Source organism: Asanoa hainanensis (genome assembly GCF_900188485.1).
In the GTDB taxonomy this organism is placed as follows: Bacteria; Actinomycetota; Actinomycetes; order Mycobacteriales; family Micromonosporaceae; genus Asanoa; species Asanoa hainanensis.
The window spans coordinates 1-19,498 of sequence record NZ_FZPH01000013.1; the positions used below are offsets into that span (position 1 = coordinate 1).

General features: G+C 70.5%; 20 protein-coding genes. 13 read left to right on the plus strand and 7 right to left on the minus strand.

Annotated features, from left to right (window positions below):
* Positions 1 to 434: 434 nt before the first annotated feature.
* Both CHC05_RS43140 and CHC05_RS27270 read right to left on the minus strand, forming a co-directional pair.
* Positions 435 to 3,416, minus strand: a complete 2,982-nt coding sequence (locus CHC05_RS43140) for a S8 family peptidase (protein WP_089253445.1) — start codon at positions 3,414 to 3,416, stop codon at positions 435 to 437.
* A gap of 130 nt (positions 3,417 to 3,546) precedes the next feature.
* Positions 3,547 to 4,560, minus strand: coding sequence for an HNH endonuclease (locus CHC05_RS27270; RefSeq protein WP_089253446.1), 1,014 nt, complete (start codon positions 4,558 to 4,560; stop codon positions 3,547 to 3,549).
* A 138-nt stretch (positions 4,561 to 4,698) separates the two neighbouring features.
* Here CHC05_RS27270 and CHC05_RS27275 point away from each other — a divergent pair, with 138 nt between their 5' ends.
* The 7 genes from CHC05_RS27275 to CHC05_RS27305 all read left to right on the plus strand — a co-directional run bounded on the left by CHC05_RS27275 (position 4,699) and on the right by CHC05_RS27305 (position 12,239).
* Positions 4,699 to 5,031 (plus strand): hypothetical protein, encoded by a 333-nt coding sequence (locus tag CHC05_RS27275; protein ID WP_144022796.1) that lies wholly within the window; start codon positions 4,699 to 4,701, stop codon positions 5,029 to 5,031.
* 43 nt (positions 5,032 to 5,074) lie between these two features.
* Positions 5,075 to 5,881 carry an alpha/beta hydrolase gene (locus CHC05_RS27280; protein WP_089253448.1) on the plus strand — a complete coding sequence of 269 codons (807 nt, stop codon included), beginning with the start codon at positions 5,075 to 5,077 and terminating at the stop codon, positions 5,879 to 5,881.
* 29 nt (positions 5,882 to 5,910) lie between these two features.
* A complete protein-coding gene (locus CHC05_RS27285; protein ID WP_089253449.1) occupies positions 5,911 to 7,020 on the plus strand; it encodes a calcium:cation antiporter in 1,110 nt (369 codons plus the stop codon).
* 19 nt (positions 7,021 to 7,039) lie between these two features.
* Positions 7,040 to 8,125, plus strand: a complete 1,086-nt coding sequence (locus CHC05_RS27290) for an alpha/beta hydrolase (protein ID WP_089253450.1) — start codon at positions 7,040 to 7,042, stop codon at positions 8,123 to 8,125.
* A 1-nt stretch (position 8,126) separates the two neighbouring features.
* Positions 8,127 to 8,873, plus strand: coding sequence for an esterase family protein (locus CHC05_RS27295; RefSeq protein WP_089253451.1), 747 nt, complete (start codon positions 8,127 to 8,129; stop codon positions 8,871 to 8,873).
* Positions 8,874 to 8,888: 15 nt separating this feature from the next.
* The gene (locus tag CHC05_RS27300) at positions 8,889 to 10,127 is read left to right on the plus strand and encodes an ATP-grasp domain-containing protein (protein ID WP_089253452.1); all 1,239 of its coding nucleotides are present in this window, start codon (positions 8,889 to 8,891) and stop codon (positions 10,125 to 10,127) included.
* Between the two features lie 129 nt (positions 10,128 to 10,256).
* Complete coding sequence (locus tag CHC05_RS27305; protein WP_089253453.1) at positions 10,257 to 12,239, plus strand: elongation factor G; 1,983 nt, start codon at positions 10,257 to 10,259, stop codon at positions 12,237 to 12,239.
* An 8-nt stretch (positions 12,240 to 12,247) separates the two neighbouring features.
* Here the strand turns inward: CHC05_RS27305 and CHC05_RS27310 are convergent, their stop codons facing one another.
* Complete coding sequence (locus CHC05_RS27310; protein ID WP_089253454.1) at positions 12,248 to 12,652, minus strand: nuclear transport factor 2 family protein; 405 nt, start codon at positions 12,650 to 12,652, stop codon at positions 12,248 to 12,250.
* A gap of 93 nt (positions 12,653 to 12,745) precedes the next feature.
* Here CHC05_RS27310 and CHC05_RS27315 point away from each other — a divergent pair, with 93 nt between their 5' ends.
* Complete coding sequence (locus CHC05_RS27315) at positions 12,746 to 13,306, plus strand: TetR/AcrR family transcriptional regulator (RefSeq protein WP_179266404.1); 561 nt, start codon at positions 12,746 to 12,748, stop codon at positions 13,304 to 13,306.
* On the opposite strand, the gene CHC05_RS27320 is transcribed toward CHC05_RS27315, so the two are convergent.
* The 3 genes from CHC05_RS27320 to CHC05_RS27330 all read right to left on the minus strand — a co-directional run bounded on the left by CHC05_RS27320 (position 13,303) and on the right by CHC05_RS27330 (position 16,162).
* Entirely contained in the window at positions 13,303 to 13,758 is a 456-nt protein-coding gene (locus CHC05_RS27320) for a hypothetical protein (protein ID WP_089253455.1), read from the minus strand. The genes CHC05_RS27315 and CHC05_RS27320 overlap by 4 nt on opposite strands.
* A gap of 82 nt (positions 13,759 to 13,840) precedes the next feature.
* Complete coding sequence (locus CHC05_RS27325; protein ID WP_179266405.1) at positions 13,841 to 15,379, minus strand: serine/threonine-protein kinase; 1,539 nt, start codon at positions 15,377 to 15,379, stop codon at positions 13,841 to 13,843.
* A gap of 156 nt (positions 15,380 to 15,535) precedes the next feature.
* Positions 15,536 to 16,162 carry a DUF1345 domain-containing protein gene (locus CHC05_RS27330; RefSeq protein ID WP_179266406.1) on the minus strand — a complete coding sequence of 209 codons (627 nt, stop codon included), beginning with the start codon at positions 16,160 to 16,162 and terminating at the stop codon, positions 15,536 to 15,538.
* 89 nt (positions 16,163 to 16,251) lie between these two features.
* Between CHC05_RS27330 and CHC05_RS27335 the strand changes: the two genes are divergently transcribed.
* Genes CHC05_RS27335 through CHC05_RS27345 form a run of 3 tightly spaced genes read left to right on the plus strand, consistent with a single transcriptional unit; the run spans position 16,252 to position 17,337 of the window.
* Positions 16,252 to 16,764 carry a VOC family protein gene (locus tag CHC05_RS27335; protein WP_089253458.1) on the plus strand — a complete coding sequence of 171 codons (513 nt, stop codon included), beginning with the start codon at positions 16,252 to 16,254 and terminating at the stop codon, positions 16,762 to 16,764.
* 55 nt (positions 16,765 to 16,819) lie between these two features.
* Complete coding sequence (locus CHC05_RS27340; protein WP_179266407.1) at positions 16,820 to 17,026, plus strand: ribbon-helix-helix domain-containing protein; 207 nt, start codon at positions 16,820 to 16,822, stop codon at positions 17,024 to 17,026.
* On the plus strand, positions 17,020 to 17,337 hold the full coding sequence (locus CHC05_RS27345; protein ID WP_089253460.1) for a type II toxin-antitoxin system PemK/MazF family toxin: 318 nt from the start codon (positions 17,020 to 17,022) through the stop codon (positions 17,335 to 17,337). Before CHC05_RS27340 ends, CHC05_RS27345 begins: the two co-directional genes overlap by 7 nt.
* 2 nt (positions 17,338 to 17,339) lie before the next feature.
* Here the strand turns inward: CHC05_RS27345 and CHC05_RS27350 are convergent, their stop codons facing one another.
* Positions 17,340 to 18,185, minus strand: coding sequence for a helix-turn-helix transcriptional regulator (locus CHC05_RS27350; RefSeq protein ID WP_089253461.1), 846 nt, complete (start codon positions 18,183 to 18,185; stop codon positions 17,340 to 17,342).
* Positions 18,186 to 18,286: 101 nt separating this feature from the next.
* On the opposite strand from CHC05_RS27350, the gene CHC05_RS27355 reads away from it, so the two are divergent.
* A complete protein-coding gene (locus CHC05_RS27355; RefSeq protein ID WP_089253462.1) occupies positions 18,287 to 19,030 on the plus strand; it encodes an SDR family oxidoreductase in 744 nt (247 codons plus the stop codon).
* 20 nt (positions 19,031 to 19,050) lie between these two features.
* Complete coding sequence (locus CHC05_RS27360) at positions 19,051 to 19,476, plus strand: PRC-barrel domain-containing protein (RefSeq protein ID WP_089253463.1); 426 nt, start codon at positions 19,051 to 19,053, stop codon at positions 19,474 to 19,476.
* The last annotated feature ends 22 nt before the right edge of the window (positions 19,477 to 19,498 follow it).

Sequence of the window (19,498 nt, forward strand, 5' to 3'; positions counted from 1 at the left end):
GTCCATGACACACACCGCATGATCATCGGTGGCCCAGTCGACACCGACCCTCACCGCTCGCGCCGCGCCGCCGTCATCAGTCACACTCAACCCAAGCTCCTCCGCTGCTCAACCCAGTGGGGAAGCACCTGGTGGTTCGGGACATCACCGCCGGACGCTCATTGACGGGCGCTCAACGGCGCAGTAGCCCTGTTGCCAGTCGGGATGTCCCGGACCGCCAGACCCCGCGGAAACTCCCGCAGGCCCTCAAACCGGGGGCTGCAACGGTTGGCGATGATCTAACGGCCCAGGTGCTACCCGGCCATCCAACAACCAGGCAGCACCAGGATCACCCAATGAGCAACGGTCGCGCCCACGGCGGACCCGGGACATGATTTTCTGGTTTATGCGGAAGGGCGCCCGCGAAGACCACGGACGCCCTCCCTCAACCTGGGTTACGCCACGACGAGAAGATTCGTCGATCCCACTGTCGTGGTGCCGTCGGTGTATTCGAGGACGCCTAGGTAGCGCTGGCCCGGGGTCAGCCCGCTCCAGGCGGCCGTGACCGTAGCCGCTCCGGCGAGCGTCACCTGTTGGCTCGCCGGCGTCACGGTCAGGTTGCCCGCGTTGCCGGCCGGCACGGCCCAGCGGTGGTGCTTGACGTCGACCGGACCCGCCGCGGCGAACAGGACGACGGCCGCCACGTACGTGCCGGCTTCGGTCACCGTCACCGACTCCTCCGACGTGCCGCCGGCGCTCTGCCCGACCTGCGTCAGGGTGCCGTTGGCGTTCTGGCGGAACACGGTGATGTCGATGTCCGTCCCCGCCGGGTAGTCGGCGTCGAACGTCGCGAACCGGGCCAGCTTGGTGCCCGCCGGCACGGTCGCGGTGACCGTGGCCGTCTGGTTCACCGCCAGCGTCCACTGGTCGACGGTGGCGGCCTGCAAGCCGTTGCCCGCCGCGGTGAGCGTGCCCGCGTAGCCGGCCGTCACCCGCAGCGCCGTCTGACCGGACGCGCCCGACCCGCCCGCCTCCAGCGGCACCGCCGCCGGCACGGGCCGGACCGCGATCGCGCTGCGCACGTCGTGGCCGAGCAGGTCGCGCCAGCGCAGCGAGCCGAAGGACCATTCACCGAAGGCACCGGTGGTACGGGTGATCGTCACCTTGAAGGTCTGCTTCCGGCCCGGCAGCAGCGCGATGAGCTTCGGCGAGACGTCGACCTTGAAGCCGGGCGGGGCCTGCACGGTCGGCAGGTACAGCGCCGGCAGCTTGCTCACGTTGGTCACCGTGCGGGTCAGGGTCTGCTTGCCGGCCAGGTCGCCGACCGCGAGCGTCGGGTTGTTGAAGTCGCTCGGGTCGACGGTGCCGACGCTGTCGCAGACGTCCTCGCCGCCCGAGGAGAGGTGCACGCCGATGCCGCACGAGTACTGCAGCCACTGGGTGATCCCGGAGTCGTACACGAGGCCCGGGTCGAACGCGTCCTTCGCGGCGACCTGTCCGGCGCCCATCTCCAGCGGGTTGGCGTTGCTGGCGTCGGACTCGTCCTGGATCGGCTTGCCCTCGTTGTCGACGACGCCGGCCGTGGTCATCAGCGCCGACTTGACCATCATCGGCGACCAGTTGGGGTGCTTGGCCAGGATCAACGCGCCGATGCCGGCGATGTGCGGGCTGGCCATCGAGGTGCCGCTGTTGGTGTCCCAGAGGTTGCCGTTGTGGCTCTCGGGCCCGGTCGCGGCGACCACGTCGACGCCCGGCGCCATGATGTCGGGCTTGATCAGGTCACCGCCGCTGGACGGGCCGGGGCCGCGGCTGGAGAACGTCGCCACGACCGGAGCCCGGACCTTGGCGTTGCTCGCGGCCGAGATCGTGGCGGTCGGCGTGCCGCCGGCGGCGATGTACGCCTTGACGGCCGCGCCCGCCGCCTGGTCGACGTGGATCGACGGCACCGCGTGGTAGTCGGCATTGAGCGTGTTCGCGGTCGGGTTGAACTGGATCATGCCGACGCCGCCCGCGTTCTTGACCGCGAGGCTCTTGTCGACCCGGGCGTTGTTGCCGCGCTCGCAGAGCACGATCTTGCCGGCCACCTTCGCCGGGTCGAGCTGCGGCGGGGTGCTCACGCACTGGGCGGCGAGCAGCTCGGTGCTGCCGGCGGCGCCGCTGGTGCGCGCGTCGACGACCGGGGCGGACACGGCGGCCGGCCCGGTGCCGACGCCCTGGAAGACCTGCCCGTTGCCGAGCGTCAGGGTCTTGGTCGACGACCGGTCGTGCGTGCCGGCGGCGACGGTCGTCGTCCACGGCATGCCGTTGTCGACGGTGGACGCGCCCGGGCCCGCATTGCCGGCGGACGTGGCGACGAACACGCCGGCGTTGGCGGCGTTCAGGAAGGCGAACTCGACGGCGCCGAACCCGTCGTTGTTGTCGCCGATCGAGTAGTTGATGACGTCGACACCATCGGCCACGGCCTGGTCGATGGCGGCAACGATGTCGACGCTGTTGCCGGTCGACTGGGTGCCGGCGGCGTTGGCGTACAGCACCTTGTAGATCGACAGCCGGGCGGCGGGGGCCATGCCGGAGATGACACCGGCGACGGCGCCGTTGATGGTCGCGGTCACGTTGTGGTTGCCGCCCGCGGTGCTGGCGGTGTGCGAACCGTGCCCGTAGTAGTCGCGCGGCGAGTCGAACTCACCGGGGTTCGCGCGGGAGATGTTGCCGGACGCGTACCAGCGCGCGCCGATCACCTTGTTGTTGCAGGTGACGGGCCGCTCGACGCCGGCGACACAGGTGCCGTTCCACTTGGCGTCGATCGTCTTCTGGTCCTTGCGGGGCGTCGGCAGCGGCCCGAAGCTCGGGTTCTCGGGCCAGAAGCCGGAGTCGATGACACCGATGATCATGCCCTCGCCGGCCCGCTCGGGGCTACCGAACTCCTTGCGCCAGGCTCCGCTCTTGCCGTCGAGCCCGACGAACGCGGGAGTCGTGAACGTCTCGGAGTGCACGATCTCGTTCTTCCAGACGTTGGCCACGCCCGGCGTCTTCTTGAGCCGGTCGGCCTCGGCCGCGGTGAGCTCGGCGGAGAACCCGGCGAATACCAGCGTGTAGTCATACTTGACCTTGCTGCTGTTCACCCCGGCGCGGTCGAGCACCCGGTTCTTGCTCTGGGCAAGATGCTGCCGGTACGCCTTCACGTTCTTGCTGGCGCTGTCGAGCTTGGCCCCGGCGGCGACGCGGGTGGGCGCCAACCCCGCGACACCACCGTTGTAGGTGGCGGCAGGAGCATCGGAGGTCTGCACGATGTAGGTCTGGGTCGGCGCATCCACCGCGGCGGCCGCAGGCGGTGCGGCTTGCGCGGGCGCGCTGGTCAAGGTGAAGGCGGACAGGGTCGCGGCAGCGACCAGCGCAGCAGCCGAGCGACGCCGCCCGGCACGAGGGATGCCCAACATGGACGGCAGACTATGGTCCGCATAGACGTGCGCTAAACCCTCAAAGCTCCCGACAAGGGTCAGGTGAAGGGTTGAGTAGAGGGACAACCCGCACCACCACTGCCCAGCGGTGCGGTCCCGACGCAGCAGCTTAGGTCGATTTCCCGGCCCAGCCAAGGTCCAGCCGATAGATGTTCGCGTGGTGGTACGCGAGATACCGCTCGGCCGGAGTGATCGAACCGTCCGGCAGAAGCAGCTTCTCGGCCAACGGCGGCGACCCGAACGCGGCCGCCACCACCGCGTTCTCCTTCACCTGCCGGCGCAGCTCGGGTTTCACGTGGATGCGCAGCCCACCGTTGACGGTAAGCAGCCCGGTGTCGAAGGCGGCGTCGTGCGTCGGGCAGGCGGCCAACCCGTTCCGGACGTCGAGCCGCTCACTCGCAGTGCTCTTGGCCCACGGCTTGATGTGGCTGGCGACCAGCATCCGCGGCGCCCGGCCACCGTCGATGTCGACCCGCAAGCCGCAGAACGCACAGCGATGACCATGGTTACGCAACACCTTGGTGGCGAACTGATGCTGCCCGACCCGCACGGCGGCGACGAGCAGCTTCTCCGTCGTCACGGTGGCCACGTCAGGCCGCTTCTCGGCCCAGGTGCCCACGAGCGGCGCCACGTCGGACTCGATCTCGCCGTGGCTGAGCTCCTCCTGCCCGAGCAGCACGAAAGCGGTGTCCTCGGGCTCGAGGCCGAGGAAGTCGGGTAGGTCGTCGGTGGTCAGCCCTTCCGCACGGGCGGCCCGGAGCAAGAGCCGGTAGACGGCGACGAGCCGCTCCGGATCGGCCAGCAGCGTGGCCGCCACCTCGACCTCGTGCTTGGCACCGTTCGGCCAGCTCCCTTCGAGGTTGGCCATCTTGGCGAGCAGGCTGCCGTTCGACCGCGCGAACAACCGCGCCAGCGTCGGCAGCGGCTCCTCGGCCCGATGAGCGGACTTCCCGCCATACCGTCGGCGGTTGACCAACAGCCCAGCGGCCAGACAGAGCAAAGTCTCGACAGGCGTGAAATCGACCTGCCGCCCCCCACTGACCGGCCGCCGCAACCGAATCGCCCGCCACTGCGCACGAGCCGCCGGCACACTCACCTCGAGATAGTCCGCGACGCTCGGCACCCGGCCTCCTCTTCCCGTCAGCGCACCCTATCCGCTGTCCTCGATCAGACGCTCCACCTCGCCGACAGGGGACCACGTATCTGGCTTTCGATCGATAGCGTCCGATTCATGGATGCCGATGAGCCGGGGTAGGGGTTGTTGAATCTTGATTCGGTTCTGCGGCGGTTGGTCACGGACGGGCCGGCCGGGTGGGGCGAGCGGCAGGCCGTGCGGGTCGCGGAGGAGGTCGCGGCGGCGCGGTCCGGCCACGTCGAATGGGAGCCGGGCGACGAGGAATGGGTGCATGTCGTCGACGGGCGCATCGTGGCCCAGATCAGCAAGCGGTTCCCGCTCGCGCTGGTCGTCGGCGATGACCTCGCCGGGGTTTTCCGCCGCACGCTCCCGCAGGTGACGCTGCTCCCACACGGTTGGTCCGAGGAGTTCGACCCAGAGGGGTTCAGCGCGCTCGATCTGTTTCTGGAAACCGCCTGAATTGGGTGCATAACGGGTCGTCGGCGCGGAGCGTTGATTCGGTGTGAGACGTCGGACCTTGTTTAACGCGGCCATTTTCGGTGTTGCCGGGCTCGGGGTGGCCGCCGTCGCCGGGCTCTCCAGCGCGCAGACGACCGAGCCCGAGGTCGCCGCCGGGGACGAGCGGGTCGAGCGCAAGGAGTCCCCGGCCCGGGGCAGGACCGTCGACTTCTACACCGCCGTCCCGGCCGGCCACGGAGACGGCAAGGGCCTGCCGGTCTGCCTCGTCATGCACGGCGCCTCGGCCCGGCCCAAGGACTTCCGGAGCCTGGGTTTCGGCCGGGCGCTGACCAGAGCGACGCACAAGGGCAGCCCGCCGTTCGTGCTGGCCGGCGCCGATGGTGGGCGGCGCGGTTGGGAGCCGCACGACGGGGACGACCCGCAGCGCATGGTGTACGAAGACATCCCCAACTGGTGCGCCGAGCGCGGCTTCGACATCTCCCGCCTCGCCGTCTGGGGTTGGTCGATGGGCGGCGCCGGTGGGCTGCGGCTGGCCCAGACCTTCCGCGGTTTCGTCAAGACCGTCGCCGCGTTCTCGCCCGCGGTCAGCAAGGGCGACGACGTGTTCGAGCGCGTCGACCGGTTGCGCGCCCAGCCCGTCGGGCTGTGGTGCGGGCTCGACGACCCCCTGCTCGACGACGTCCAAGCCCTCCAGATGGCGCTGCCCCTGCCACCGATCGCGGGCGGATACACCGCCGGCGGGCACGACATGGACTACTGGAAATCCGTTGTGCCGCAGGCGTTCCAGTTCGTCGGAGGCATGTTGACCAGGCCGAAGCCCAACCCCACCCCGAGCGCGACCATGGGCTGAAAGATGAAGCGTCTGGCATTTTTGTTCGCATGGCAGCAGCAGTTACCAGACGTGCGTACCTGACAAACTGGACAATCAGCGTACCTATCATCGCCTTGGTCGCGCTCTTCCTGAGTTGGAACCGGGACCTGCCCGGGTGGGCGACCACGCTCGTGGCGATCTGCCTGGCCGGTGCCGTCCTCGCCGCCGTGCACCACGCCGAGGTGGTGGCCGCGCGGGTCGGTGAGCCCTTCGGCTCGCTGGTCCTCGCCGTCGCGGTGACCTTCATCGAGGTCGCGCTGATCGTCACGCTCATGATCAGCGGTACGCCCGAGAAGACCGCCAGCCTCGCCCGAGACACCGTGTTCGCGGCCGTGATGATCACCTGCAACGGCATCGTCGGGCTCAGCCTCCTGCTCGGCGCGTTGAGACGGCGGGTCGCCGTGTTCAACTCCGAAGGGACCGGCGGCGCACTGGCCACGGTCGCCACGCTGGCCACCCTCAGCCTCGTGTTCCCGACCTTCACCACCAGCGAGCCCGGACCCGAGTTCTCCCCCTCCCAGCTCACCTTCGCCGCCATCGCCTCGCTCGCCCTCTACGGCCTGTTCGTCGCCGTCCAGACGGTCCGGCACCGCGACTACTTCCTGCCGATCACCACGAGCGGCACGGTCGTCGACACCGAGGAGCACGCGGACCCACCGTCGAGCAAGGCCGCGCTCGGCAGCCTCGCGCTGCTGGTCGTCGCGTTGGTCGCGGTCGTCGGCGACGCGAAGGCGGTCTCCCCGACGATCGAGAAGGGCGTCGCCGCGGCCGGCTTCCCGCCCGCCGTCGTGGGCGTGGTCATCGCGCTGCTCGTGCTGCTGCCGGAGACGCTGGCCGCGGTCCGGGCCGCACTGCGCGATCGGGTCCAGACCAGCCTCAACCTCGCGTACGGGTCGGCGATGGCCAGCATCGGACTGACCATCCCGGCGATCGCGATCGCGTCGATCTGGCTGGACGGGCCGCTCACCCTGGGCCTGCCCGCCACCGAGCTCGTGCTGCTTGCGCTCACCGTGCTGGTCGGCATCCTGACCGTCGTGCCGGGGCGGGCCACTCCGCTGCAGGGTGGCGTACACCTGTCGCTGCTCGCCGCATTCATCTTCCTCGCGGTGCGACCGTGATCAGGGCTAAAGTTCCCCGATGGGATGGGTCGACGGCCGGCTGACGTTCCGCTACGCCGATCCGGATCACCAGCTGGCCGGCGTACGCCTGGCGCAGCACGCCGGTCTGCCCGCGGACCAGCTCGATTTCGCCTACCGCGACCAGGCCTGGATCCTCGACGTGCCGGCGCCGGCGGCCTGGCGGCTCGAATACCAGCTGCGGCTCCGCCACCTCGACGGCCGCGAGGAGTGGGTCAACGACCCGGCCAACCCGGCGCGGGTCGGCGGCGCGTTCGGCGACAAGTCGGTCCTGCACCGGGGCGACTACGTGGAGCCCGTCTGGCTCGACCTGCCCGGCGCCCGCGGCACCTGGCGTGAGCTCACCGCGCCGGCACCGGCGCTCGACGCCGACGTCTCCGTGCGCGCCTGGTCGCCGCCGAGCGCCGGCGAACGGGTGCTGGTCGCGCACGACGGTCCCGAGTTCGACAAGCTCGCCGACCTCGGCCACTACGCGGCGGCGATGGTCGGCTCGGGCACGCTGCCGCCGTTCCATCTCGTGCTGCTCGGTCCCGGCGCGCGCGACGACTGGTACTCCGCCAACAACGCCTACGCCGCGACGCTGGCCGGCCCGGTGCTCGACGCCCTCCGCAAGGAGCTGGGCTTCGAGGGCCGGATCACCGGAATGGGCGCGAGTCTCGGCGGCCTGGCGATGCTGCACGCCCAGCGCCGCTACCCGGCCGCGTTCGCCGGGTTGTTCCTCCAGTCCGGCAGCTTCTTCCGGCCGAGGCTCGACCCGCAGGAGTCCGGATTCCGGTACTTCCAGCGGATCACCCGGTTCACCGGGCCGGTCGTGGCGTCCGCGTTCGCCGCGCATCCCGTGCCGACGCGGCTGACCTGTGGCACCGTCGAGGAGAACCTCGCCAACAACCAGGAGATGGCGGACGCGTTGGCCCGGCAGGGTTATCCGGCCGAGCTGGTCGAGGTGCCCGACGGGCACCACTTCACCGCTTGGCGGGACGCGTTCGATCCGCACCTGACCCGGTTGCTGGCCCGGTCGTGGGGCGAGACGTCGTGGAGCCTGGGCTCGTTCGGCCCGGGCTCGTGGGGTGGGCCGTCGGGAGGTTAGCGTGCGGGAACACTGGGTCGAGCTGTTCTCCCCGGCCATCGGCACGGCCGGGTCCGTCGTCCGATATGGACATTACGGCCGACCCGTGCTGGTGTTCCCGTCCGAGCAGGGCCGGGCGAGCGACTTCGCCGGCAACGGCATGGTCGACGCGGTGGCCGACCTGCTCGACGCCGGGCGGGTCAAGCTGTTCTGCGTCGACTCGTACGACGCGGCCTCCTGGGCGGCCCGCCACCTACCGCTGGAGGAACGGGCCCAGCGGCACGGCGCGTTCGAGTCGTGGATCGTCGAGCAGGTCGTGCCGTTCATCCGCGACGACCAGGGCGGCGACGAGGCCGACATCGCCGTCGCCGGCTGCTCGATGGGCGCCTTCCACTCGCTCAACTTCGCCTGCAAGCGCGCCGACCTGTTCCCGCTGGCGATGTGCTTCTCCGGCAACTACGACCCGGCGGCCTGGCACGGCTGGGGCGACCGCGGCGACGCGACGTACTTCAACAGCCCGACCGACTACCTCGGGCACCTGAACGGCGACCACCTCGACTGGCTGCGCTCGCGCCTGTCGGTCCTGCTGGTCTGCGGTCAGGGGCAATGGGAGGACACCACCGGAGCCCTGCGCTCCACGCGGCAGGTGGCCGAACTGCTTGCCGACAAGGGGATCCGGCACGAGCTGGACCTGTGGGGCCACGACGTGCCGCACGACTGGCCGTCGTGGCGCGCGCAATGGGCGCATCACCTACCGCGCTTCTGTTGACTGGGGAGGCATCACGTGGCCGACGTGGAACACATCATCGGGCTTCTGCTGGGTACGGAGGACGACTGGCCGCGCGCCTACGAGGCGCTGGTCGACCGGCTCGGCCCGGTGGTCGACGGTTCCGGGCGCAAGCACCGGCTGAAGACGACCCGGGTCACCATCGAGCCGTTCAACCTGCGTGACAAGCCCCGCCACTCGTTGGTCATCGACCGGCTCGCGTACTGGTACTACCACCCGCGCGAGTGGCTCAAGAAAGTGTCCATGATGGACGACGTCTACCTGCTCAACAGCCCGTTCACCTTCCAGTCGATGGAGAAGCACGCGGCGTACTGCGCGATGATGCGGCTCGGTCTCAAGGTGCCGGAGACCGTGCTCGTGCCGTACAAGCATCCGCTCGAGAACTCCCGCTGGGCCTACACGGCGGCTCGCTACAACCAGTCGTTCGACCTCGACTCCGTGGCTTCGGAGCTGGGCTATCCGCTGTTCATGAAGCCCTACGACGGTGGCGCGTGGGTCGGCGTCTCGAAGATCAAGGACAGTGCCGAACTGCACGCGGCGTACGACGCTTCGGGTGAGCGGTTGATGCATCTCCAGCAGTCGGTCGAGGGCTACGACGTGTTCAGCCGTTCGCTGTCGATCGGTCCCGAGACGATGGTGATGAAGTTCCGGCCGGAACTTCCGATGCACGACCGGTACGCGGTGGAGCACGACTTCCTCAGCGCCGAGACGGGCGACGAGGTGGTGACCATTTCCCGGCTGGTCAACGCCTTCTTCGGCTGGGAGTTCAACTCGTGCGAGTCGCTGGTCCGGGGCACCGAGGTCTACCCGATCGACTACGCCAACGCCTGCCCCGACGTGGCGCTGACCTCGCTGCACTACTACTTCCCGTGGGCGATGAAGGCGCTGCTGCGGTGGACCACGTTCTGCGTGGTGACCGGCCGGCGCTTCCAGGTCGACCTGAACACCCGGCAGTACTTCGAGATCGCCGACCGCACCGACCTCGGCTATCGCGAGAAGCTCGCCGCCTACCGGAAGCTCACCGACGACTACTTCGACACCGAGCGGTACGCCGACTTCTGCGCGTCCCGGCTCGCCCACGTCGACGAGCTCGTCTACGACTGGATCCGCTCACCGGACTTCGACACGCTGCTCGTGGAGACCGTGCGGGCGACGTACCCGGAGCACGAACATGATCGGTTCGTGGCGCACTTCCGGGGTCTGACCGGGGCCTGGGTGGCCGACCAGGGCTGCTAAAACCGCTGGCTCGGTCGGGTCAGATCTGCGAGGCTCGGTAGGAACCGGGTCCCGACGACAGGAGCATGGCAATGCGAGGCATCGAAAACTTCCGCCCATCCGTGCGAGTTTTCGAGGACACCGTTGCCCGTGCACACCGTCAACATCGGGATTCTGGCGCATGTCGACGCCGGTAAGACCAGCCTGACCGAGCGATTGCTGTACGACACCGGGGTCATCGACCGGCTCGGCAGCGTCGACTCGGGCACCACCCAGACCGACACCGGCGAGCTCGAGCGCCGGCGCGGCATCACGATCAGGTCAGCCGTCACCGCGTTCCGGGTCGGCGACCGGCAGGTCAACCTGATCGACACACCCGGCCACCGCGACTTCATGGCCGAGGTCGAACGCGCGCTCGGCGTGCTGGACGGCGCGGTCCTGGTGCTCTCGGCGGTCGAGGGCGTGCAACCGCACAGTCGCCTGCTGATGCGCACCTGCCGCGCGCTGCGGCTGCCCACGCTGCTGTTCGTCAACAAGATCGACCGGGCGGGCGCCCGCGAGGCCGAGCTGCTGGCCGAGGTGCGCCGGTTGCTGACGCCGGCGATCGCGCCGCTGGGCACGGTCCGGGACATCGGGACACCCGATGCCCGCTTCGCCGCGGCCCCGGGCGACTGGCTGGCGTTGCTGGCCGAGCAGGACGACGAGCTGTTGGCCGCGTACGTCGAGGACCGCCCGGTGGGTGACGACACGCTGCGGGCCGCGCTGGGGACCCAGACCGCCGCGGGGCTCGTACATCCGGTGCTGTTCGGGTCGGCTCTGTCCGGGACGGGCGTGCCGGAACTGCTCGATGCCATCGGTGACCTGCTCCCGGCCGCGCCGCCTCCGGAGCCGGCGCCGCGCGCCCGGGTCTTCGCGATCACCCGCGGGCCGGGCGGTGCGAAGGTGGCCTACGCCCGGTCCTACGGCGGCGCGCTCACCGCCCGTCAGCGCCTCCCGGTGTTCCGCCGCCGTGCGGATGGCCGAGTGGAGTCGCACCGCGTCCAGCTCACCGGCGTGGCGGTGGTGGGATCTCGGGACGCGCCGGCGCTGACGGCCGGCTACATCGCGGCGCTGCACGGGCTGTCCACCGTGCGCATCGGTGACCAGCTCGGTTCCGCCGCGGGCCTGTCCACCGCAAGCCACTTCCCGCGTCCCAGCCTGGAGACGGTGGTGCGGCGGAGCGACGGCGGGCCGGCCACGGCCCTGCACACCGCCCTGCTCCGGATGGCCGACGAGGATCCGCTGATCGAGGCCCGGGTGACCGCGACGGGCGAGACCGGGCTGCGGCTGTACGGCGAGGTGCAGAAGGAGGTGATCGCCGCGACGCTGGTCGAGGGGTACGGCATCACCGCCTCCTTCGCGCCCAGCCAGCTGGTCCACCTGGAACGCCCGACCGGCACCGGAAGCGCAGTAGAGATCATCGGCAACGGCTTCTTCGGCACGGTGGGCCTCCGCGTGGAGCCCGGCACCGGCATCGAGTACGCGCTGGAGGTCGAGCTCGGCTCACTGCCGCTGGCGTACCACAAGGCGATCGAGGAATCGGTCGTGCAGACGCTGGACCAGGGCTTGTGCGGGTGGCCGGTGACCGACATCCGGGTGACGCTGACCCACAGCGGCTACTGGTCCCCGATCACGCGGGCCGGCCACTTCCGCGACCTCACGCCACACGTCCTGATGCAGGCGCTGGCGATCGCGGGCACCCGAGTCTTCGAGCCCTGCCACCACTTCGAGGCAGACGTGCCCGTCGCGGCGATCGGCCCGGTCACGAGCGCCCTGGCCCAACTCGGCGGCCGCGTCGACGAAACGGTGCCCACCGACGCGTCGGTTGAGGGAGTGCGGGCCAGTACGACCACGACGGTCGGCGACACGTGGCGAATCATCGGTTCCATCCCGGCACGGGAGGTCACCGAGGCTCAGCGCCGGCTGCCGGACCTGACCAACGGCGAGGGTTTGTGGACCTCGACGCAGGCCGGTGACCGGCCGGTCGAAGGTCGTCCGCCGCGGCGGCCCCGCACGGACGGCAACCCGTTGGACCGGGCCGAGTACACCCGTTGGCTGGCGCAACGCGACCTGGCCAGCAGCGGCCACGCGTGATAGGCCCGTCAGGCCTGGAAGGCGTTGCTCACCGTGAGGGTGTCCTCGTACAGGTGCAGCCGCACGATCTTGCCTTCGATGACCCTCAGGTGGAGGGCGACCAGCGTTTCGAAGCGCTTGCCGGTGCTGCCGGCGGTGTGGGCGAACCTGCCGAGGACGACCGCGTCCGGGCCGTCGACGAGGACCTTGTTGACGACCGCGCTGCTCTCGCCGGGCACCACGGCGTGCCACAGGGTGGCGAAGTACTCCGCCACCTGTTCGCGCCTGGTTCGGCGGCCGGTCCAGGGCAGGTCGGGGTTGCCCGGGACGTTCCAGTCGATGTCGTCGGCGAACAGCTCACCGAGGCCCCGCGCGTCCTGCACGGAGCGCCGGCGCAGGAACTCGGTGGTTACGGCCTCGGTGGTGGCGGTCATGGTCAGGCCCTTCAGCGCACGAATCCGGACAGTCCGTCCGATTGCGCCTCCAACGATACGGACGAGGTGTCCGTTTCTCGGTACGATCGGGTTGTGAACTCCGCGACTGCGGGCAGAGCGAGGCGGGCGGACGCCAGGCGCAACTACGAGGCGTTGCTCACCGCGGGCAAGTCCGTGTTCGCGGAGTCCGGCACGGAGGCGCCGCTGGAAGAGGTGGCCCGGCGGGCCGGTGTCGGGCAGGGCACCCTCTACCGGCAGTTCCCCACCCGCGAGCACCTGTTCGCGGCGATCATGTCGGAGACCATCGACCTGCTCGACCGCACCGCCCGCGACCTGCTCGCGGCGCCGGACCCATGGGACGCGTTGGTCCGGTGGCTGCGGCTCTACGACGAGAGCGCCGCCTGCTACCAGGGCATGACCCGGCGCGTCGCCGAGGGCGTCGCCGACGACGCCTCACCGGTCGCCGCGGCCTGCGCACCGATGCGAGCGAGCTTCGGCCAACTCTTCGACCGCGCCCGCGCGGCCGGCCTGGTCCGACCGGACCTGACCGCGCTCCAACTGTTCACGATGATCTCGGCCCTGCCGAAGGACCCGACCAGCGGCACGACCATCCCGCCGTACCTCGACGTGGTCCTAAAAGGCATCAGACCTTAGGCGCAGGCTGCGCCGATCTTGTCGGCGACCCCGGCCAGCTCTTCCTTCGCCGCGTTGACCGGGGTGTTGTCGTTCGGGTCCGCGATCTTTTTGACGGTGGCCGCGCCGTCGGTTAGGGCGACCTTGACGTCGGCCGCTACCGGTTCGGCGGCGAGTGCCGTCAGCTTGTCGGACCAACCCGTCAGGACCGCGCGGAACTCCTTCTCGGCCGCGTCCGCCTTCGCCTCGTCGCCTTCCAGCGCCACCTTGAGCAAATTCTCGACGCCCGCGTCGAAGCCGCTCACGCCCGTCTTGCTGACCGCGACGGCCTCACCGCACGCGCTCGCGGTGGCGGCCGCTTCGCCGTCGGCGGCCGGGGACGCGCCGCCGGTGGGCGCGGCGTCCGTGTCGGAACCGCAGGCGGCGAGCGCCAGAGCGGAAGCGGTGAAGGCGGTGACCAGGATCCGGCGCATCGCGGGGCTCCTCGGGCAGGGCGGGCGGCTGGCAATGACGAGACGAGACCGTAGTCCACCGCCGCCCGGCGCGCTGCCCCGCTCAGTACGCGAACTCCGCGCTCTTCGCCTCGCCCCGGATCGCCGAGCCGTCGTTGTCGTACACGCGCCAGCTCTGCACCAGCACGTACCGCCGGCCGCGCGGCGGGGTCAGCGTGACCGGGCCGCAGGTTCGCTCGGACAGCTCCGGCCCGAAGACCAGGCCCGCGCAGGTGTGCGGGCTGCCGACCACCCGGCCCGCCGTGTCCTGGAGCGTCAGCGTGATGTCGGCCCGCACCTGTTTGGACTGCAGCCCACCGGAGATCCGCACTCCCGGGCCGGTCGCGTAGCAGGTGTTCGAGAACGCCGGCTGGAGGAACTTCCACTGGTAGCCCGTGCACTTCGCCGCGCCGAACGCCGTCGGCAGGGGCGCCACCTTGGCCTCCTGCGACGCCCGCGCCGTGGCCGGCCGGGGCTTGGCCATCCGGTTGGCGGTCAGCCCGGCCGCGGCAGTCTCCACCGGACCACCGCCACCTCCGCGCGCCGGCTTCGCGTTCGGAGTCGAGGCCGAAGGCGACGCCGTCGGTCGGCTGGCGTCGGCCGTGCTCCCGCTGCCCGTACCCGGCCATTCGAGCGCGACCAGCGCGACCGCGATCAGCACGAACGCCGTGGCCACCGTGGTGATCGCGTGCCAGGCCGGCACCCGGCGGCGTTGGGTGGGAATCCACGGCCGGGCGGTGAGCTCCGACTGCATCGGCAGCCGGGGCAGCTTCGGCAGCGCGGGCGCGGCACCCAGCCGGAGCGCCGCTGTGCGGAGCGCGACGCCCATCGAGGCCGCCTCGGGTCGGCGGGCCGGATTCTTGTCCACACAGGACGCGATGAGCTTCCACAACACGTCCGGGATGCCGGGGTTGCGGCGCGGCCGGGTCTCGACGTGCCGGCGGAAAACCGAGCGCGGCGTGTGCCCACCGTACGGCGGCCGCCCGGTCAGCAGCTCGTAGAGCACCATCCCGAACGCGTACATGTCGGATGCGGGCGACGGCCGCGCGCCGTTGATGATCTCCGGCGCCAGGTAGTTCGGCGTGCCGAGCAGCGCGCCGGTGGTGGTCAGCGCGGGCGCGTCGACGACCCGGGCGATGCCGAAGTCGGTCAGCCGCACCTGGGGATCGCGGTCCAGCGCGTCCGTCGTACCCACCAGGATGTTGTCGGGTTTGAGGTCCCGATGCACGACACCGAGATGGTGCGCGTGCCCGAGGCCGTCGGCGACCGCGGCCATCACCGTCGCCGCCTCGGCGGGCGTCAGCGTCCCGCGGGCCCGCAGCAGCTCGCGGACGCTGCCACCGGGCACGAGCTCCATCACCAGGCCGAGCGATTCGCCGATGGTGAGCAGCTCGCGTACCGGCACGATGTTCTCGTGCTCCAGCGCGGCGAGGATCGCGCGCTCCTGCACGAAGCGCATCACGGCCTTGGGCTGCGGCACCAACTCGTCGCGGAGCACCTTGATCGCGACCTGCTCGCCGGTCGCCTGGCTGCGCGCGCGCCACACGGTGCCGCTGGCACCGCCGCCGATCTGTTCGACCAGCTCGTAGCAGCCACCGACCACGCGTGCGCAGGGTTTGCCAGGCGCGGGAACGGGCTCGGTTTCAGGAGCGGGCGTCTTGGGGGGTTCTGACGTCACTGGACAGTCATACTCGTCAAACCTCCCGTATGCCGGAACACACCCAATAGGCCCGAATGGAATCCCCTGATCGGAGGACGGCTATCCAGTGATGATGTTGACCGCGATCGCCAGCACGATCGCGTTGTAGAGGAAGCTGATCACGCTGTGCACCATCACGTGGTAGCGCACCGTCCGGCCCCGCACCTCCACGTCCGACGCCGCGAACGAGACGCCGACGGTCACCGAGAAATACAGAAAATCGATCAGCCGGGGGTACGGGCACGCGGGGAACCGCCAGTCCGTCCACTGTGCGTAGAAGCGGGCGTACCCGAGCTGCAACAACAGCCAGGCGCAGACGGTGACGAACGCGCCGAGCCCCTGCACGAGCCCGCTGTAGTCGCTGTTCTCGTCGACCGCGAGCACGTCGAGGGAGGCGCCCAGCCCGGTGATGCTGGCCGCGACGGTGAAGAAGAAGCTGAACCGGCGACCGGTCAGGCGGGCGTTCACGCCGGTGACCGGTGGCGGTGGCACGTTCGGGTCGGTCAGCCGCTCCCGCCGCACCCGCAACGTGCCGACGAACAGGTAGGCGGCCGCCAGCAGGCTCCAGAACAGCAGGAAGCGCACGACGTTCGGCTCGCTCTCGCTGCCGAGGACGGTGAACAACAGCCCGCCGACGGCGAGGACCACCTCGACCAGACGCGCGGTCAGCGTGCCGGCCAGTCCCACGAAACGGCTAACGCGCGGGCCGATCAAGGGTTGCGCCGGCTTCCCATTTGTCCAAGCGCGGACCGGCCGGCATCGATACCGTTCGGGGCATGACCACAGACACCGAGACGGGGCCGGAGCGCAACACCCGGCCCGCCGACTATCCCGCCGCGGTCGTGCCGATGCTGGCGTACGAGGACGGCGTCGCGGCCATCGAGTTCCTCACCGCCGCGTTCGGCTTCACCGAGCGAATGCGACTCACCTCGGACGACGGCTCGATCGGGCACGCCGAGCTCGCCCTCGGCGACGCGGTGATCGCGCTCGCCACACCACCCGGCATCCGATACGAGAGCCCGAACCACCACCGCGAGTACTGCACGGCGGCGATGCGCTGGGCGGAACAGCCGTGGGTGGTGAACGGGGTCATGATCTACATCGACGACGTCGACGCACACGCCGAGCGGGCTCGGGCGGCCGGGGCCAAACTGCTCAGCGAACCCGAGGACAAGCCGTACGGCATCCGCAGCTACCGCGCCGAAGACCTGGAAGGCCACCGCTGGATGTTCAACCAGCACCTGCGCGACACGAAGCCGGAGGACTGGGGCGCGACGACGCCCGCCTGACGACACGCCGATGGGCGACACTATTCCCAATACGATCATTGATAGTGTCACCGGCATGACGGCGGCTATGTCCATCACCCTCGACGACGACCTCGCCCAGGCGCTCAACGCCGCGGTCGGTCGGGGCAACCGGTCAGCCCTCGTCGCCGAAGCGATCCGCGAATACCTGGACCGCCACACCCTCGCCGCGGCCAAGGCCTGGCACGCCTCGCTCGACGGCGACGACGCCGCGGCGCTGGCGGAGGTCGACGCCACGTGGTGAGCCGCGGGCCGGTTGCCCGCGGTGACGTCTTCGACTACACGTTCGGCAGCCGACGGGTCCGGGTCCTCGTGGTCAGCGCCACGACGTTCAGCGCCGACTACCCGATCGTCGTGCTCGTCCACGACCGGGCCGACGGCGACGTGCCAGGGATGTTGCTGCCGTTGCCGAAGGACGTCGCCGGTGGCGGCACCATCGACCTGTCCCGCATCCGCTACGCCGACCCGGCCGCGTTCGGCCATCGCCATGCCCGGGTGTCGGACGCCTTGCTGGCCCAGGTCGACCAGGGGTTGCGCCGCCTGCTCGGGCTGTGACGCTAGGGCCGGAGTGCGGGTAGGGCCGCGAGGCGGCGGAAGGCGGCCTCGGTCGGCGAGCCCGGCTCGGCGCAGTAGACGATCATGCGTTGGTCGCTGTCGCTGATGTGGAGCACCTGGCACTCGAACTCGAGCGGGCCCACGTCCGGGTGGTCGACCCGCTTGCGCACCCCGCGCCGCACGGCCACGTCGTGGCTGCCCCAGAGCCGGGCGAACAGCGGCGACAGCCCCAACAGCTCGGTGACCAGCTGCTCGATGCCCGGATCACCCGGATAGCGGGCGTACGCGGCACGCAGGTCGGCAACCGACGAGGCGGTGAACGCCAGCGCGTCCTCGTCACGCCAGTGCACGTCCTCCGGCGGCCGGCGGAACATCCAGCGGATCATGTTGCGGTCGTCCAGCGGGTACGCGGACAGGTCGCCGATGAACCGCGTCGCGAGGGGGTTCCAGGCCAGCAGGTCGTACTTCGCGTCGACCACGTACGCCGGGGTCAGTGGCATCGTGTCGAGCAGGAAGCGGATGGCGGGCAGCAGCTCGCGGCTGGGTCCGACCACGGCCGGCGGCGCCTCGCCCGCGATCCGGAACAGGTACTCCCGCTCGTCGATGGTCAACAGCAACGCCCGGGCGAGCGCGGCCAGCACCTGCCGGGACGGCTGCGGACCGCGCCCCTGCTCCAGCCGGATGTAGTAGTCGATCGACATCCCGGCCAGCTCGGCGACCTCCTGGCGGCGCAGGCCGGGCGTGCGGCGCGGCCCGGTGCCGCTGCCCGGCAGGCCGACGTCGGAGGGCCGCAGCCGCGCGCGGCGGGTGCGCAGGAAGGCGGCGAGCTCGGACCGGTTGACCGTCACCGCTCAAGAGTGCCCGCTTGGACGCCGGTGTGGGTGGTACGGCCGGTACCAGGCAGAACCGGTCCTGCCGCGCCGTTTTTCGAACCGACAGGCTCGTTCGCATGACACAGATCGCTTTGATCACCGGCGCGAACAAGGGCATCGGGTACGCGACGGCGCGGGCCCTCGGCGAGCTCGGCATGACGGTCCTGCTCGGCGCGCGGGACGAAGGCCGCGGGGTTGCGGCAACCAGGGAGCTGGCCGGGCTTTCCGCCCGGTATGTCGCGCTCGACGTCACCGACGCGGCCAGCGTCACGGCCGCGGCCGACTGGGTGGCGGCGGAGTTCGGCCGGCTCGACGTCCTGGTCAACAACGCGGGCATCGTGCGGGCCGACGGCGCTGGTCTTCCTAGCGCCACCACTCTGCCGACGATGCGGGAGGTCTTCGAGACCAACGTGTACGGCGTCGTCACGGTCACCAACGCGTTCCTCCCGCTGCTGCGGCTGGCACCGGCCGCGCGGATCGTCAACGTGTCCAGCGAGGTCGGCTCCATCTCGTCGATGACGGATCCGGCGAGCCCGCTGTTCGCGCTGACCTCGGTGCCGTACCCGGCCTCGAAGGCGGCCCTCAACATGATCACCGCGATGTACGCCAAGGAACTGCGGGACACCCCGATCAAGGTCAACGCGGCGAACCCGGGCTACACAGCGACGGACTTCAACTCCCACCACGGCTTCCGTACGCCTGCACAGGCGGCCCGCGTGTGTGCGCACCTGGCCACCCTGCCCGCCGACGGCCCGTCCGGGCTGCTCTGGGGTCACCTGATCACCCTCGATGGCGACCAGAACGGGGTTCTGGCGTGGTGAGTTCGGGGTAAGCGGTTGTCGTGGAGACCTTCAACGCCTGGTCGTGGCGCACACCCGCCCTCGGGGGTGGCCACGACCAGACCACGCCGGACGCCGGCCCCGACGCACCCGCCCACGACGAGCGCGGCCGCACGGTCGAAGCCGCCGCGCACGAGGGTGGCCCCGGCTTCTCCCTGGACCTGACGGGCTACGCCGTGCGGGCCGTCGACGGCGAGATCGGCAGGGTGGACCGCGCCACCGCCACGGACCTGGTCGTCGACACGGGCCCCTGGATCTTCGGCCACACGGTCCTCCTGCCGGCCGGCGTGGTCGAGCGGGTCGACCACCGCACCCGCACGGTGCACGTCGACCGCACGAAGGACCAGATCCGCGAAGCGCCGGCGTACGCCGAAGCACCGGAGTACCGAGACCGCCTGGCCCACTACTACCGCGACACGTACCGCTGACGACGCTTGCCCCTGTCGACGC

Bases quoted from the DNA above. Each gene is read 5' to 3' on its own strand.
- CHC05_RS27335 (WP_089253458.1), top strand. From the start codon at position 16,252: ATGACCACAGACACCGAGACGGGGCCGGAGCGCAACACCCGGCCCGCC.
- CHC05_RS27355 (WP_089253462.1), top strand. From the start codon at position 18,287: ATGACACAGATCGCTTTGATCACCGGCGCGAACAAGGGCATCGGGTAC.
- CHC05_RS27285 (WP_089253449.1), top strand. From the start codon at position 5,911: ATGGCAGCAGCAGTTACCAGACGTGCGTACCTGACAAACTGGACAATC.
- CHC05_RS27290 (WP_089253450.1), top strand. From the start codon at position 7,040: ATGGGATGGGTCGACGGCCGGCTGACGTTCCGCTACGCCGATCCGGAT.
- CHC05_RS43140 (WP_089253445.1), bottom strand. From the start codon at position 3,416: ATGTTGGGCATCCCTCGTGCCGGGCGGCGTCGCTCGGCTGCTGCGCTG.
- CHC05_RS27340 (WP_179266407.1), top strand. From the start codon at position 16,820: ATGACGGCGGCTATGTCCATCACCCTCGACGACGACCTCGCCCAGGCG.
- CHC05_RS27310 (WP_089253454.1), bottom strand. From the start codon at position 12,652: ATGACCGCCACCACCGAGGCCGTAACCACCGAGTTCCTGCGCCGGCGC.
- CHC05_RS27320 (WP_089253455.1), bottom strand. From the start codon at position 13,758: ATGCGCCGGATCCTGGTCACCGCCTTCACCGCTTCCGCTCTGGCGCTC.